General features: G+C 50.7%; 14 protein-coding genes. 10 read left to right on the top strand and 4 right to left on the bottom strand.

From position 1 onward, the window contains the following. Together ACEW8P_RS13505 and ACEW8P_RS13510 are read right to left on the bottom strand one after the other, a co-directional pair. Window positions 1–728: FAD-dependent oxidoreductase (locus tag ACEW8P_RS13505; RefSeq protein WP_373513604.1), on the bottom strand; the 728-nt coding region annotated here is incomplete at its 3' end. Window positions 729–788: 60 nt separating this feature from the next. After that, on the bottom strand, window positions 789–1388 hold the full coding sequence (locus tag ACEW8P_RS13510; protein ID WP_373513605.1) for a gluconate 2-dehydrogenase subunit 3 family protein: 600 nt from the start codon (window positions 1386–1388) through the stop codon (window positions 789–791). A gap of 229 nt (window positions 1389–1617) precedes the next feature. Between ACEW8P_RS13510 and ACEW8P_RS13515 the strand changes: the two genes are divergently transcribed. Both ACEW8P_RS13515 and guaA read left to right on the top strand, forming a co-directional pair. After that, window positions 1618–2283 carry a DsbA family protein gene (locus tag ACEW8P_RS13515; RefSeq protein ID WP_373513606.1) on the top strand — a complete coding sequence of 222 codons (666 nt, stop codon included), beginning with the start codon at window positions 1618–1620 and terminating at the stop codon, window positions 2281–2283. A 109-nt stretch (window positions 2284–2392) separates the two neighbouring features. Continuing rightward, complete coding sequence (gene guaA / locus ACEW8P_RS13520) at window positions 2393–3922, top strand: glutamine-hydrolyzing GMP synthase (protein WP_373513607.1); 1530 nt, start codon at window positions 2393–2395, stop codon at window positions 3920–3922. 92 nt (window positions 3923–4014) lie between these two features. On the opposite strand, the gene ACEW8P_RS13525 is transcribed toward guaA, so the two are convergent. Next, entirely contained in the window at window positions 4015–4176 is a 162-nt protein-coding gene (locus ACEW8P_RS13525; RefSeq protein ID WP_373513608.1) for a DUF1328 domain-containing protein, read from the bottom strand. A gap of 239 nt (window positions 4177–4415) precedes the next feature. On the opposite strand from ACEW8P_RS13525, the gene ACEW8P_RS13530 reads away from it, so the two are divergent. The 6 genes from ACEW8P_RS13530 (at window position 4416) to ACEW8P_RS13555 (ending at window position 11307) form a co-directional block, all read left to right on the top strand. Beyond that, complete coding sequence (locus ACEW8P_RS13530; protein WP_373513609.1) at window positions 4416–5141, top strand: OmpA family protein; 726 nt, start codon at window positions 4416–4418, stop codon at window positions 5139–5141. A 50-nt stretch (window positions 5142–5191) separates the two neighbouring features. Continuing rightward, entirely contained in the window at window positions 5192–6646 is a 1455-nt protein-coding gene (locus tag ACEW8P_RS13535; RefSeq protein WP_373513610.1) for a DUF5723 family protein, read from the top strand. A 49-nt stretch (window positions 6647–6695) separates the two neighbouring features. Further along, a complete protein-coding gene (locus ACEW8P_RS13540; protein WP_373513611.1) occupies window positions 6696–7721 on the top strand; it encodes an AI-2E family transporter in 1026 nt (341 codons plus the stop codon). Between the two features lie 85 nt (window positions 7722–7806). Next, a complete protein-coding gene (locus tag ACEW8P_RS13545; RefSeq protein ID WP_373513612.1) occupies window positions 7807–8208 on the top strand; it encodes an OsmC family protein in 402 nt (133 codons plus the stop codon). Window positions 8209–8323: 115 nt separating this feature from the next. Next, window positions 8324–9682 (top strand): NAD(P)/FAD-dependent oxidoreductase, encoded by a 1359-nt coding sequence (locus ACEW8P_RS13550; RefSeq protein WP_373513613.1) that lies wholly within the window; start codon window positions 8324–8326, stop codon window positions 9680–9682. Window positions 9683–9747: 65 nt separating this feature from the next. Continuing rightward, window positions 9748–11307 carry a 4Fe-4S binding protein gene (locus ACEW8P_RS13555; protein ID WP_373513614.1) on the top strand — a complete coding sequence of 520 codons (1560 nt, stop codon included), beginning with the start codon at window positions 9748–9750 and terminating at the stop codon, window positions 11305–11307. A 95-nt stretch (window positions 11308–11402) separates the two neighbouring features. On the opposite strand, the gene ACEW8P_RS13560 is transcribed toward ACEW8P_RS13555, so the two are convergent. Beyond that, entirely contained in the window at window positions 11403–12722 is a 1320-nt protein-coding gene (locus ACEW8P_RS13560; protein WP_373513615.1) for an alpha/beta hydrolase family protein, read from the bottom strand. Between the two features lie 232 nt (window positions 12723–12954). Here ACEW8P_RS13560 and ACEW8P_RS13565 point away from each other — a divergent pair, with 232 nt between their 5' ends. Then, window positions 12955–13635 (top strand): type 1 glutamine amidotransferase domain-containing protein, encoded by a 681-nt coding sequence (locus ACEW8P_RS13565; protein WP_373513616.1) that lies wholly within the window; start codon window positions 12955–12957, stop codon window positions 13633–13635. 295 nt (window positions 13636–13930) lie between these two features. Further along, window positions 13931–14290 (top strand): c-type cytochrome domain-containing protein (locus ACEW8P_RS13570; RefSeq protein WP_373513617.1); only part of this gene is annotated, 360 nt, incomplete at its 3' end.

Consider the following 14290-nt stretch of genomic DNA (forward strand, 5'->3'; position numbering starts at 1 on the left):
GGACAGCCGCGCATACACATGTTGCGAAACTGGCAGGCAGCCCGGCCCAACTCGGTATGAAAGTCCTGCGGCTGGGTGAGGTGTGCTACGCGGCCAATGATAAGCTTCCGGCCCGGAAATTTCGATTCGAGATCGCCCTTAATCTTCGTTTCCACGCAGTTGAGCTGCATGGGGGGAAGGAACTTGCCGTCGGGCAGCACATCCAGGCCCTCGCGTGATCCGCTGATGCCCGCAAATTTTTCCACGTAGTCGTACCAGGGCGCCACATCCTTATAACGGATGGGCCAGTCGGTACCTAAGTCTTCTTTGGCGTTGGCCTCGAAATCTTCCTCGTTCCAGCGGTAGCTTTGGCGGCCCCACAACAGCGAGCGCCCCCCTACGTGGTAGCCGCGAATCCAGTCGAATCGGCGAGTTTCCTTATAGGGGTTCTCCTTATCATTTTCAAAAAAATGGCGGTGCTCTTCATTGGCAGTGTAGCCCGTGCGGTAGTTGGCCCAGTATTCCTCGCGGGCCATAGTGGTCACGCGACCCCGGTGGGGTAGTTCCCACGGGCCTTGCATGGCAGTAGGATAGTCGGTCACGTGCTTGATGTCCCGCCCCCGCTCCAGCATCAGGACTTTCAGCCCCTTTTCGGTCAGTTCTTTGGCTGCCCAACCGCCGCTAATGCCAGAACCCACGACAATCGCATCGTAAGTAGCTTGCTGTTTGGCTTTTATATTAAGGTTCATTTGTACGATTTTCTAGGTTTTTGATATTTTTAACCGCTCAGGCGGCCCTGTGTCAACTAATTACATCGCCCACGCCTTTTGGCCTGGCAGCAAGTCGATGCAGCCATCGTAGCGGCCAGGAATGGCTACATATTCCAGAGCCTGGGTAGCACCCGGCTCGGAGGTGAAGTAGCCCAGCAGGGTCAATTCCTTCATTAGGCGGAAGAAAGGTACACCGGGCTCATCAAATTCCTGACCCGCTTCCTGTACTTTGCTGCGCTCGTCACCGATACGCTTCAACTCATCCATAGACTCCTGTTCGGCGGCGGTCAGCAGTGTGATGCGCTCATCAGCCGAGGCTTTCATGAAGTCATTGTCTTCCAGCTTGGAAAGGCCCGCCATGAAGCTCTTTTGATCTTTCTCGTAGTAGCAATCTTTCAGCATCTTTTCAACGAACTCACCCACTTTGGCGTCTTTGGCTCCGGGAGTGTCCGTCTTGGGAATGATGACCTCAGCTACTTCTGAAACAAGGTTCAGTTGCTCGGGCTCGAAGGCGAACTCGGCTCCGGTGGCGGCGTCTTTGGTCTTGCAGCCGTCCATAAAGGCGATCAGGGTCGGCGCCGTGACGGCACTACCCATTATCAGGCCCACGCGGGACAGCGCCTCACGTCTATTCATCATAATGATAGTTGTAAAAGTTAACAATGGAGAATGTAAAATTACATTCGATTAATGCAAAACATACTATGACAAAAGTAATTTTTTATTGAAAAACAACGGTCAGGGTGCCGAATACGGCTATACGCATCAACTTTGATCACCAATACGGCATCAGAGAAGCCTGATGAATCAATTGCAGTCGCGACCTGTTTGTCTAAAATAACAAATACAAAAAACCGATTATTTACTTATGGAGACTACTTTGAATAATAAAATAACTGTAGATATTGTTTCGGACATCGTTTGTCCGTGGTGTTACGTGGGCAAGAAAAGACTCGAAGCCGCGCTCGACCAGCTAGGTAACCCGGAGGATGTAGAGGTCACTTGGCATCCCTTTCAGCTAGATCCCACGATTCCCGCCGAAGGAATGGAACGCATGAAATACTACATCAAAAAGTTTGGTGATGAGGGCCGCATCCGGCAGATGTTCGATCACCTCACCCAAGTAGGCGAGGAAGTAGGCATCGACTTCAATCTTGACGAGATTGCTGAGGCGATCAATACGCTGCCCTTGCACAAACTACTGCACGTAGCCAAAGAGGAAGGCTTTCAGAACGAAGCAAAGGGAATACTCCTGAAATCGTACTTTACCGATGCCAGAGATTTGAAAGACCCAAAGGTGTTATCAGAGCTCTTCGCGCCATACGGCTGGGATGAGGCTAAGGTCGAGCGGATTATTGCCGACGACGACCTCGGCTACGCGGTTCGGCAGGAAATCGACCACTACCAGCAGATGGGGGTGAGCGGTGTGCCGTTTTTTATCATCAATAACAAGTACGGCATTTCGGGGGCTCAGCCCGCCGGGGTATTTGTGCAGGCGATCACCCAGGTACGAGAAGAAGCGGTGAGTGTGTGAGTTTGAGCGCTTCTGGATATGCCAGCCCTACCATTTTTTTAACTTTGTGCCTCTACCCCTTTGCCTCTTTGCCCCTTTGCCCTAACTTCGCGGTTTCCAAAAATCGAACATGACCGAAAGAATCCTCATCCTTGACTTTGGCTCGCAATATACCCAACTCATCGCCCGGCGGGTTCGTGAATTGGACGTTTACTGCGAAATCCATCCATACAACCATATTCCCGACCTTACGCCTGGTGTAAAGGGCGTTATTCTTTCGGGGAGTCCGTGTTCCGTACGCGACCTCGATGCTCCGCGCATCGACCTGGATCAGTTTCGTCACAAAGTACCCATCCTGGGCGTATGCTACGGAGCGCAGCTCATGGCACAATTAATGGGCGGCGACGTTATGCCCTCCGAGAACCGCGAGTATGGCCGCGCCCGGCTCGAAATCGTGGACGAAGATTCGTCTTTGCTGGCCGGGCTTTCGGAAACTTCGCAAGTATGGATGTCGCACGCCGACACCATCAAGCGTGTTCCCGACAATTTTCACGTGATTGCTTCTACGACCTCGGTGGAGGTGGCGGCGTTCAAAATTGCCGGCGAACTTAGCTACGGCATTCAGTTTCACCCCGAGGTGACGCACTCGACCGAAGGTAAACAGTTGCTTCACAATTTCGTGGTGGGCGTCTGCGGTTGCCATCAGGACTGGACTACCGAATCGTTCGTGGAATCGACGATTCAGGCGCTGAAAACCCGGATAGGGGAGGACAAGGTAGTTATGGCGCTTTCGGGCGGAGTCGATTCTACCGTCGCCGCTACGCTGGTGCACCGCGCCATCGGTGAGCAGTTGTACTGCATTTTTGTGGACAACGGACTGCTGCGCAAGAACGAATTTGAAGAAGTCTTGCATTCTTACCAGGATATGGGGCTGAATATCAAAGGAGTTGACGCTGTTCAGCAATTTTACGCCGCTTTGAAAGGGCTGGAAGATCCCGAAGATAAGCGTAAAGCTATCGGCCGTACTTTTATCGAAGTATTTGATCAGGAAGCGCACCTGATTCAGGACGTGAAGTGGCTGGGGCAGGGTACTATCTACCCCGATGTCATAGAATCCGTATCAGTCAAAGGTCCATCGGCGACGATCAAGTCGCACCACAACGTGGGCGGTTTGCCTGACTTCATGAATCTGAAAGTGGTGGAGCCGCTCAATACTTTATTCAAAGATGAGGTTCGGGAGGTAGGGAAAACGCTTGGTTTGCCCGGCGGCATTCTTGGCAGGCATCCCTTTCCCGGCCCAGGACTGGCGATTCGCATTTTGGGCGATGTCACGGCGGAGCGGGTCGCTATTTTGCAGGAAGTCGATTCGATATTTATCGAAGGATTGAAAAAACATGGCCTGTATAACGAAGTATGGCAAGCCGGTACCATGCTGCTACCCATCCAAAGCGTGGGTGTCATGGGAGACGAACGTACCTACGAGCGCGTGGTGGCTTTGCGCGCGGTAACCTCTGTAGATGGTATGACCGCCGATTGGGCGCACCTGCCCTACGATTTTCTGGCCGAAATCTCCAACGACATTATCAACCGCGTCAAAGGTGTCAACCGCGTGGTGTACGACATTTCTTCCAAACCACCGGCAACGATTGAGTGGGAGTGAGATAAAGTACCCATGTACTCATAAAACAAAAAAACCGGAAAAACGAAACTAAATCGTTTTTCCGGTTTTTTGTTCTAAAGAACGGAATTGCATTACAACTTCGACCGACCGAAAATAAGGCTTAGTACGAAGAGGACAATAAATATGTAGAACAGAATTTTAGCGATTTCAGCGGCACCCGATGCAATACCACCGAAGCCAAATACACCAGCGATGATCGCCACAATAATGAGAATAACAGACCATTTGAGCATAACAAAAAGGGGTTTAGTTAAAATTGGGGAACAGTTTACGGGTTAAAAAGCTCGTACCAGACAGTAAATATCAAGAGTTGGGGATGGAATATTACAGAACAGATTAAAGAAATACTTAGGATGTGCTGCAAAGTGGGGCTATTATTCCCCGTATTTGATTCAACTTTTAAATAGTGGGTATCAATTATTGATTCGAAATGTCGTTAGTTCTTTGAATCTTGAAATCAAAGACGTCCTCCATGCTCCGTCCCTCGCTTTGCTTTTTGCTATTCGCCTTCCTCTCAATTTATAAGGCCTCGGCGCAGGTAGTTTCCTCCCAAAGACCCGTCACACTATTCACGGTACGCGCCGTAGATGATAAAACGGGCCGCGAAGTTCCCGCCGAATTCAAGGTGTTCCTGCACACGGCCAATGAAAAGTACCAAGGGGCCAATCGGTTAGATAGTCCCGACTTCAATGTCAAGATGTACCATTCCGACACCGTGACGGTGGAAACGGCGGCGGAGGATTACTTCACCATCGAGGAAGTTCTACTGGTTTCGTGCGATACCTGTGGCTTTTATCAATATACCGCCCTGATGGAAAAGCGGGCCGATTCGGTGTTTACAAATTTGAAAGTCAACGATGTTATCAAACTCGACAAAATCTACTTCGACCAAAGCAAATACGATCTTCGACCCGAATCCCGCGAACAACTCCAAAAACTCTACCGTACTTTGCGCGATAACCCAAAGCTGAAAATTGAAATCGCCGGACACACCGACAACGTGGGCGACGCCAGGCTCAACCAGTACTTATCCGAAAATCGCGCAAAGGTCATTTATTCTTACCTGCTCCGAAAAGACATTGCCTCCAACCGCTTGAAGCATCGCGGCTACGGCCAAACCAAACCAGTAGCTACCAACGACACGGAGGATAACAAGTCCCTGAATCGTCGAGTGGAATTTGTAGTGTTAGAAAATTAGTTGAGAACGATATTTGATTCTAATATCGTTTTCTTAAAATCACCCATACCATGAAAAAACTACCCCTTTTGATTACCGCAAGCCTAGCTGGCTGTTTTTTTATTGAAAAAGCCTCTGCCCAGAAATTTTTGGGGCTGGCTACGCAGAATAATGGCGGCTTTTATGCCGCTTATCAGAACCCGGCGTTTCTGGCGGACAACCGCTACGGAACGCAATTGCACTTATTATCAGGAGGTATCCACATAGATAATAACTATGTGCGTTACGCTGCGCCTTTTTCGATGTTTGATCTGTTGAGGCAGAAGAACGAGCGTCCACTCGACCCTTACGACTTGGAAGAGATAAGGAATGGAAAACCTAAGAATGGGACGCTCTCCGGGGAGCTGCGTGGCCCGGCGGTATCCTTCCGCTTGGGCGAGAAGACCAACTTGGCTTTGATGACGCGCGTACGCAGTGGCGTGCAGGTGACAGATGCCTCTGAGCAATTGATGGCTATTGCGCGTTTGGGCCTGGCCAATACCCAGAACTTAGAGAATTTGGGCATATTGGCCCTCTTCGCATCTCAGTCAGAGAATAAGTTTAACCTTACGAGTCAGGCTTATTCAGAATGGGCAGCTTCGTTGGGTCAGGTACTGCTAGAGAACGATGTCTTTCGGCTGAAAGGTGGTTTTACTATCAAGCGGTATTTTGGCTACGCGGGCGGCTACGTCCAAAACCAGGAATTGAATTACCGTGTCTTGCCCGATGATTCCAAGGTCAATAGCGCCTATATGCAAATAGACCGCTTTTCAGCAAAGACGGGCTATACCAATGCTTCCCGAGACTCCTTTCTTTCGCCGGGCTGGCTGTTTGGCCGCAACGCCAGCGGCAAGGGCTGGGGCTGGGACGCGGGCCTCTCTCTGGAAATTCTCGACGGCGAAGAAGCCATGCCACGGCTACGGTTTAGTGCTTCTGTTACTGATGTTGGATTGATCAATTACGCGGGGGCGAAGGTGAAAAACTACCAAATAGAGGCTGAGGATCGGCAGATTACGGAGCAGGAGTGGCGTGAATACAGTTCACCTCGCGAACGAGAGAATCAGCTGAATGCCTTTGGAAGAGTACTTGAGAAGGAGTTTGGCTTGACGGAAGCTGATAATACAGGCAAATTCAGCATCGCCACACCTTCGGCCATAAACCTTAGCGCCGACCTCAAGCTGTTAGATAATATTTTTGTCAACGCTACTATAATCCAGGGAATTGACCGAACGACTACGCCCCAGTTCCGTCAAACAGGCCTCTTAGCTATTACGCCTCGCTTCGAGTCGGAGCAAGTGGGCGTTGCCTTCCCTATAATCCGCCAGAACGGGGGCCTCGCCGTAGGGGCAGGGTTACGGGCGGGACCATTTGTGCTCGGTTCTGACAATCTGTTGGGCGTTTTCTCCCGAAATGGCCGTTTCAAATCCCAGGGCGTGGACGTATATGGAGGGTTGAGCATCGCGCTCAACAAAAGGAACCGACGTTGATTGGCACGCTTGTTTACTGACTGGCGGCTACTCACCCAACTCAATCTTCATGAAGGAAAATATAGCTGCTGTCTCCCGCTGGGTCATTGTGCTGGTCGGCATACCAGCGGCCATGTATCTGGGCAAAACATTTCTGGTCACATTCTTCGTAGCCATCGTCTTGGCGATGGTTTTTAGCCCGGTCAAGGATTGGCTGATTAACAAAGGCCTTAGTCGGGGCTGGGCAGTAGCGGCCTGCACCGTTTTACTGCTACTATTTTTTGCCGGGATGGGCGGCTTGCTGTATTACCAAGTGAGTCTGCTTGCGCAGGATTTACCCCAGATGGAGCAGAAGGCTAGCGAAATATTCAATTCAGCACAGCAGTATGTTGATCGACGATTTGGCATAGCTCCTGATGAGCAGACTGAGAAAGCCAGCCAGGTGGTTAGTAATATGGGTACCTACGCGGCAGTTTTTTTTGGTTCCTTTACCAGTACTTTGGCCAACTTTCTGCTGATGTTTGCTTATTTCGTACTACTGCTGTCCCATCGCCGTGAGATCGAGATATTCATCCTTCGTTGCGTCGAGCCGGGCAGGAAGGAGTTGGCCCACGACTTGATTTATGAAGCCCGTGATACAGCCAGCCAATATGTGTGGGGCATGCTTAAAGATATTGCGGCTTTAGCCGTCATCTACTGCATCGGCTTCCTGATTGGGGGTATCAAGTACCCCATTCTATTGGCAGTCATTGCGGCTTTATTTTCATTTTTACCTTATATCGGTAACATCATCGGCGGCGGCTTGGCGGCAGTGTTGGCAGCACTTTCTGGTGATCCTTCCGCCTTCCTTATAGTGGTGGGAGTTATGACCATAGCCCAATTGATCGAGAACTACGCCCTTTCCCCCCTCCTGGTAGGCAATGCGGTAGGGTTGAACCCTATGTTCAGCATTGTTTCCATCATAGTGCTGGGGGGAATCTGGGGGATAGGAGGGGCCATCGTAGCCCTGCCGTTGACGGGCATCCTGCGCGTTATCTTCAAGTTTTCGCCTCACACCCTGCCTGTGGTAGAACTCATGGGCGACGACGCATCCTGAGCGCTGTTTCCTGCGTATGCAGGAAAAGACTTTGTTTGCTAATCCGCGATTTCTTACTTTTCAGGAAATTAAGTACCCAAGTTATATGAGTGTCACTACCCTGACCGCCGTACTGGGCGAGGAAGATTATGTCGTATCCCTCAATGCGCGACAGCACGAAGTCCTGGCCGACGAACCCGAAGAAATCGGTGGAAAAGATCAGGGGCTCACCCCTTACGAACTAATCTTGGGTGGCTTGGGTAGTTGCACCAGTATTACGTTGAAAATGTACGCCCAGCGAAAAGGCTGGAAGGTAGATGACATTGACGTGAAACTAGAGATGACTACCGAAAAAGGCGAAACGCCCGTAATAACCCGCCGCATCAAAGTACACGGAGACCTCGCTCCGGATCAATGCGACCGCCTTCTCCAGATTGCCAACAGCTGCCCCGTCCACAAACTACTCGCCAACCCGATCAATATTGAAAGTGCCTTGTTCGATGTATAGCTGATGGCCATCGGTTTGCCTCCTCGGAACAATCGGCTTTTTTGAGACGGCATACTTTCAGAGCAAACGCGAATAAGGATCAAGTACCCTTTACGAAGTACCCTAAATAAAACGAATGAAGCATATAGTCATCCTCGGCAACGGCATCAGCGGCATCACCGCCGCCCGTCACATTCGCAAACATTCCGATGACCGCATCACGGTCATCTCCACCGAAACAGAACACTTTTTTTCTCGTACCGCCCTCATGTACATTTATATGGGTCACATGAAGTACGAGCATACCAAGCCCTACGAGAATTGGTTTTGGGAGAAGAACCGCATTGAGTTAAGGCAGGCTTGGGTCAGTAATTTTGATTTTGAAAATAAAACTTTGACTCTCGACCATGGTACCGATGTTCCTTCTGAACTGATCTACGACATACTGATTTTGGGAGTGGGGTCGGAAAGCAATACCTTCGGCTGGCCTGGTCAGAATCTCGAAGGTGTGCAGGGCTTTTACAGCTACCAGGATCTGGAAACAATGGAAACCAACACGGAGGGCATCGAGCGGGCAGTTATCGTCGGGGGGGGCTTGATCGGAATAGAAATGGCCGAAATGCTGCTCACCCGTGACATTCCCGTGACAATGCTGGTACGAGAGGACGCCTACTGGAACGGGGTACTTCCCAAAGAGGAGGCCGAAATGATCGGCCGCCACATCCGCGAACACGGTGTGGATTTACGGCTGGAAACTGAGCTGGAAGCTATCCACGACGATAACGATCGCGAGACGGCCCTGCGCGTGACGAGTGTAACGACTAAAGACGGTGAGAAAATTGAGTGCCAGTTTGTAGGATTGGCCGTGGGTGTACATCCTAACATTAAGCAGTTCGAGGATACTAAACTGGAAACGGACAAGGGTGTACTGGTCAACGAGTTCTTGGAAACCAATCTACCTGACGTGTACGCCATTGGCGACTGCGTGCAGCACCGTGAACCGCTGGAAGACCGGAAGCCTGTGGAGCAAATCTGGTACACTGGTCGCATCATGGGCGAAACCGTAGCCCGCAGCATCTGCCAAACCAAAACTTCCTACCAGCCCGGCGTGTTTTTCAACTCCGCCAAATTCATGGACATAGAGTATCAGACCTACGGAATGGTGCCCGCCGAAACGCCCGAAGGCCAGAAGAGTTTTTATTGGGAACACCCAAGTGGGAAAATCTCCCTGCGGCTGAACTACCGCGAGGACAATAACGCGCTGGTCGGTATTAACAACTTTGGCATGAGGTTACGACACGAAGTCTGCGAGAAATGGATCAAAGGCAAGAAAAGCATCGGCTACGTCCTCTCGCATTTCCGAGATGCCAACTTCGACCCTGAATTTTTTGAAAAGCACGAAAAAACCATCGTTGCCGCCTTCAACAAATTCAGTCCCAAGCACAATGTGAGATTGGGGGGAAAGGCCGCATTCTGGGAGCGGGTATGGGGATGAAGGTTAGAGACAGTCACTCGCACGCTAATTCCACGATTCCACGATTAAACGATTACACAAATCTTATGACTCTTATTCAAAAAATTGGCCTGACGCTATTCGTAATCGGTTTTGCGGTTTGGATTGCTACTTTGAGCTTAGGGAAATACACCCTCACCAGCGAGATTCTCCAAGACACGACCATAGTCAAGAAGGAGCATTACGAGCTGCTGAAAGACAAGACAGAACCTATGCTGGGGAAGACGTATTCCACGGCTTTTGCATTCAGCAATGCGTTCAGTAAAATACAGGATGCGGTCAACCAGGGCTTAAGAGACCAAAAAAAGGAGGGTGAGGTCATCTATGACGACTATGCTTTTCTCGTGACAAAAGCGGCCTCCGAAGGGCCGATTACTGAGCATACGGCCCTGTGGTTTTGGCTTAGTTTCGGACTGGCCATCGTGGGCGCGCTCATGTACATCTTTCCCAAGAACCGCCTGTTGCCCGGCATCAAGAACGACCACATCTACCACCATCCGGCCACCTCAGTCGGCTGGATCGGCATCCTGCTGGGTACTTTCCTGATTGGCTTTTACGTAGTGCTATACTTTTATCCGCAGTACATCGTCAATTGGGTACTTTTGGTCGATCCCCTGAGCGAGGCCCTCAACGGTGGCCCGGCTTCGCAGTGGTTTTTGTACGGCTTCCTTTACACGCTTTGTATCCTGATTATGGGTATCAGGATGATCATCAAGTACCGCCACTCGCCTTACGAGCAGATTCGCTCCGTGTCGGTGATGTTCTTCCAGACTTCGTTTGCCTTCCTGATTCCCGAAATACTGGTGCGGCTCAATGAGCCCTACTTCGATTTCAAAAACATGTGGCCGTTGGATTATGATTTCTTTTTCGACTTCAACCTCAACGAACTCATCAGCAATGGTACTTTGGGGATTTTTATGCTTGTGTGGGGTATCGCACTCTTCGTGCTGGCGGTGCCGATTTTCACCTACATCTACGGCAAGCGCTGGTACTGCTCGTGGGTGTGCGGCTGCGGCGGCCTGGCGGAAACCCTCGGCGACCCGCACCGCCAGTTGTCTGACAAATCGCTGAGGGCTTGGAAAATAGAACGCTACACCGTGCATGGCGTACTGGTGTTTGCCATCGTCATGACGGCCTTCGTGCTTTATACGTTCTTTACGGGGCAGTCTAACGTCGGCCCGGTCAGCAGTCACTCTGTGCGCGCCGCTTACGGCTTCTGGATCGGTGCGCTGTTCTCGGGGGTGGTGGGTGTGGGCTTTTATCCGCTGATGGGCAACCGCGTTTGGTGCCGATTCGGCTGTCCGCTGGCGGCTTACCTCGGTTTGGTGCAGCGGTTCAAGTCGCGCTTCCGCATCACGACCAACGGTGGGCAGTGCATTTCCTGCGGCAACTGCTCTACCTATTGTGAAATGGGAATCGACGTTCGCGCCTATGCTCAGAAGGGGCAAGACATCGTGCGGGCTTCCTGCGTGGGTTGCGGGATCTGCTCGGCGGTCTGCCCGCGTGGTGTGCTGAATCTCGAAAACGCCGATCCTCACAGTCGTGTGATGGTAGCCCCGGAGGTCATGACGGGAAATGATATGCCGAAGATTAAGTCGTTGTCTTAACTGCAAAGCTCCGGTACGCCGTAGTAGCAAAGCTTTTTCTGTAGAAATCACTTAGTCTTTGCGCGATTTGCTTAAAATTTCAGCGATCTCTGCGATTATTTTGCCGCTTCCTCGTGTAGCAACTCCATACCCGTAGCACTTCTCGCTTTAAAGCCCGTCCAGGTTTTTTCATTGGAATTTACGGGCAAATCCAGGTACTTATCGTAGTCTTTACCTTTCAAATACTTTCCTAAAAATGCCGTCACGAAGTGTTGGTTGATGTTGTTCAATCGGCGTTCGTCCCAAGCGGGTTCTGCGTAGCGGTAGTACTCGTCGAAGGGTAGTCCGGGTTGCAGTGCCACGGCGGGTGGCGGGTTGGGGGCCACGTTGTGGCGGGCGTTTTCGTAAGTCAGCAAGTACCGCTCGGTGTTGATTGCTCCCGTATAAATCGCTTTGATTCCCTTCTCGTAGCCCGACACGTCATCCTGGCTTCCTGCCACGAAAAACGTCGGCACCTTTAAGCCTTTCAAACTCTCGCTATCCCAAACGCCCCGCTCCATGCCCCAGGGGGCAAATGCTACTACCGCTTTGATGCGCGGATCGAATGACTTTTCATACTCAGCATTTTGGGTTGTGCGTACCTCGATGGACTGACTTCCGCCCGTCATCCCGCCGAAGGCTTTAGCAAATGCCTCGCTATAACCGGCACCCGCTACGTTCAGCACGCCGTAACCGCCCATGGAGTAGCCGACGAGGCCGGTGTTGGTGGCGTCGATCAGGCCAGCCAATTGATCCTTACTTCCTGATTTTCCTAAATCGGCCATCTGATTGAGGACAAACAAAATATCCTTAGAACGATTGAGCAAAGTACTCGTAAAACCCGCCGCGTCGCGAAAGGTGGATTCGGCGTGGTCGATGGCCACCACTACGTAGCCTTTGGAAGCCAGATTTTCTGTCAGGTAGGTGAGCAAGTACCGCGAGCCGACATAGCCGTGCGACACGACGATCAGCGGAAAAGTACCTGCGGTGCTGAGCGGCGCGGCATCGCGCGCGGCGCGACCCATAAATGTGAAGGGAATCAGCGGCCGCTTGGGGTCGTTGGAAGTACCCATCACCTCTTCGTAGCTGACAAGTTCAGGTTTGTTGGCGGGTAAGTTCGCCGGGTACCATACTTCCACTTTTAGCGTGCGGTCGTATTTTGCATCTGCGTTCTCCTTGAATTTGAGGACATCGACTTGATTTTTATTGACAAATTCCAGCGTACGAACCCCAATTTTGTACTCGCCCCGCGCCGACAACTCAGGGGCGTCGGGAAGCGCGTCACCGTAAACGAAGGCGTTTTCTGGATTTTGGGCAATAGAAAAGGGTAAGGATAGCGATTGAAAAACCAACAAACCGATAAGGACGAGCGATTTGGGCTGGGAGCGTTCGTTCATTTCGTAAGACTGAAAATGAGATTAGTATAAATTGGCACTCAATGAACAACATTGTAAAGCCTACGCGAGGTAAAGTGCCTTGGTTGCCCAAACTACTATTTTCCCGATCCCTCGACGACTTGACTCATTGATCACTAAAAATGCCGAAAGACACTCTACGCTTTTGTGCCAAAATTTATTTTTCCTACTTTTCAGGCTGAGCCTTGAACCCTTCCCCAATCCGTTATTTTCTATGAAAGCCCTGATCGTTTGTACCAATCACGACACTTTTCCAAATAAAACCAACAAAACAGGCCTTTGGCTGAGTGAATTGACCCACTTTTGCCAGGTTTTGGATCGGCAAAAAATTGCGTATGATCTGGTCAGTCCGCTGGGGGGCGTGATTCCCATCGACGAGCGTAGTCTCGATTTGAAGGACGAGGTTAACCGCACCTATTACGAAGACGAAGTTTTCCGGCAGCGGATGGAAAGTTCGCTGAAACCCAGCGATATCGATCCTAAAAAATATGGCCTGATCTATTTTACGGGTGGCCACGGTACCATGTGGGACTTCCCGGACAATGCCGATTTGCAAAAAATCACATCGGTTATTTACGAAAACCGCGGCACAGTAGCTGCCGTAGCCCACGGCGTGTCCGCATTGCTGAATGTCCAACTTTCGGATGGAAAGCGGCTCATTGACGATAAGTACCTGACTGCTTTCTCCAATATGGAGGAAACGCTGTCAAGTATGGTTAGCGAGGTACCTTTTTCGCTCGAAGATCGCCTCCGCGAACACGGAGCCCACTTCACCAAAACCCGCATTCCCTTCACGCAGAATATCGAAATGGACGAGCGGCTCGTCACAGGCCAAAACCCTGCTTCTGCCAAGAAAATTGCCAGGAAACTAGTCGAGGAACTGGTTGAAAAATAAGTGTCTGCTGTCTCAACTCTCAATGCTGTCAATAAAAGGCAGTGCGTATGAATTAATCTTAATAATGCGGGATTGATGGCTATTGGCATCAAGCTGGAGGCTTTGAACCAAATTTTTTGAAATCTTAGGAGCATTCATCCAAGCCAGAAAATCTTCACGTTCGGTTAGTCATTCAAAAGCAGGTAAATATGTAGGTCCTACCCGCTTTTGTCAAAGTAGTGGGCCGCTTCTTTCTTGCCCTCGAATGGCCTGCTGTTGGATAATTTTTCTCGATTCAACATTTTTTTGAATAAAATTGAAAAATTTTTTTGTCGTACTGGGAATTGGAATTGCGCTGCTTCTGTCATCGTGGTTGGGGCTTTTTGAGAAAGAAATCGACTACAATGCCGACGTCAAGCCCATCCTGAACAAAAACTGCATGGCTTGCCACGGTGGGGTAAAGAAAGCGGGCAACGTCAGTTTTCTTTTTGAAGAGGAAATGCTCAAACCCGGCAAATCCGGTAAAATTCCTGTCGTCCGCGGCGATGCCAACGCCAGCGAAATGATCCGCCGTATCCTAAGCGATGATCCCGACGAGCGGATGCCTAAAAAGGGGCCGGAGCTGTCGGATGAGGAAGTGAACACTTTGAAGAAATGGATCGATCAGGGTGCAAAG

It is taken from the genome of Persicitalea sp., from assembly GCF_041751555.1.
GTDB lineage: Bacteria > Bacteroidota > Bacteroidia > Cytophagales > Spirosomataceae > Persicitalea.

Excerpts from the sequence above, each read along its gene's own strand:
- ACEW8P_RS13510 (WP_373513605.1), bottom strand. The coding sequence starts at position 1,388 with ATGATGAATAGACGTGAGGCGCTGTCCCGCGTGGGCCTGATAATGGGT.
- ACEW8P_RS13515 (WP_373513606.1), top strand. The coding sequence starts at position 1,618 with ATGGAGACTACTTTGAATAATAAAATAACTGTAGATATTGTTTCGGAC.
- guaA (WP_373513607.1), top strand. The coding sequence starts at position 2,393 with ATGACCGAAAGAATCCTCATCCTTGACTTTGGCTCGCAATATACCCAA.
- ACEW8P_RS13525 (WP_373513608.1), bottom strand. The coding sequence starts at position 4,176 with ATGCTCAAATGGTCTGTTATTCTCATTATTGTGGCGATCATCGCTGGT.
- ACEW8P_RS13530 (WP_373513609.1), top strand. The coding sequence starts at position 4,416 with ATGCTCCGTCCCTCGCTTTGCTTTTTGCTATTCGCCTTCCTCTCAATT.
- ACEW8P_RS13535 (WP_373513610.1), top strand. The coding sequence starts at position 5,192 with ATGAAAAAACTACCCCTTTTGATTACCGCAAGCCTAGCTGGCTGTTTT.
- ACEW8P_RS13540 (WP_373513611.1), top strand. The coding sequence starts at position 6,696 with ATGAAGGAAAATATAGCTGCTGTCTCCCGCTGGGTCATTGTGCTGGTC.
- ACEW8P_RS13545 (WP_373513612.1), top strand. The coding sequence starts at position 7,807 with ATGAGTGTCACTACCCTGACCGCCGTACTGGGCGAGGAAGATTATGTC.
- ACEW8P_RS13550 (WP_373513613.1), top strand. The coding sequence starts at position 8,324 with ATGAAGCATATAGTCATCCTCGGCAACGGCATCAGCGGCATCACCGCC.
- ACEW8P_RS13555 (WP_373513614.1), top strand. The coding sequence starts at position 9,748 with ATGACTCTTATTCAAAAAATTGGCCTGACGCTATTCGTAATCGGTTTT.
- ACEW8P_RS13560 (WP_373513615.1), bottom strand. The coding sequence starts at position 12,722 with ATGAACGAACGCTCCCAGCCCAAATCGCTCGTCCTTATCGGTTTGTTG.
- ACEW8P_RS13565 (WP_373513616.1), top strand. The coding sequence starts at position 12,955 with ATGAAAGCCCTGATCGTTTGTACCAATCACGACACTTTTCCAAATAAA.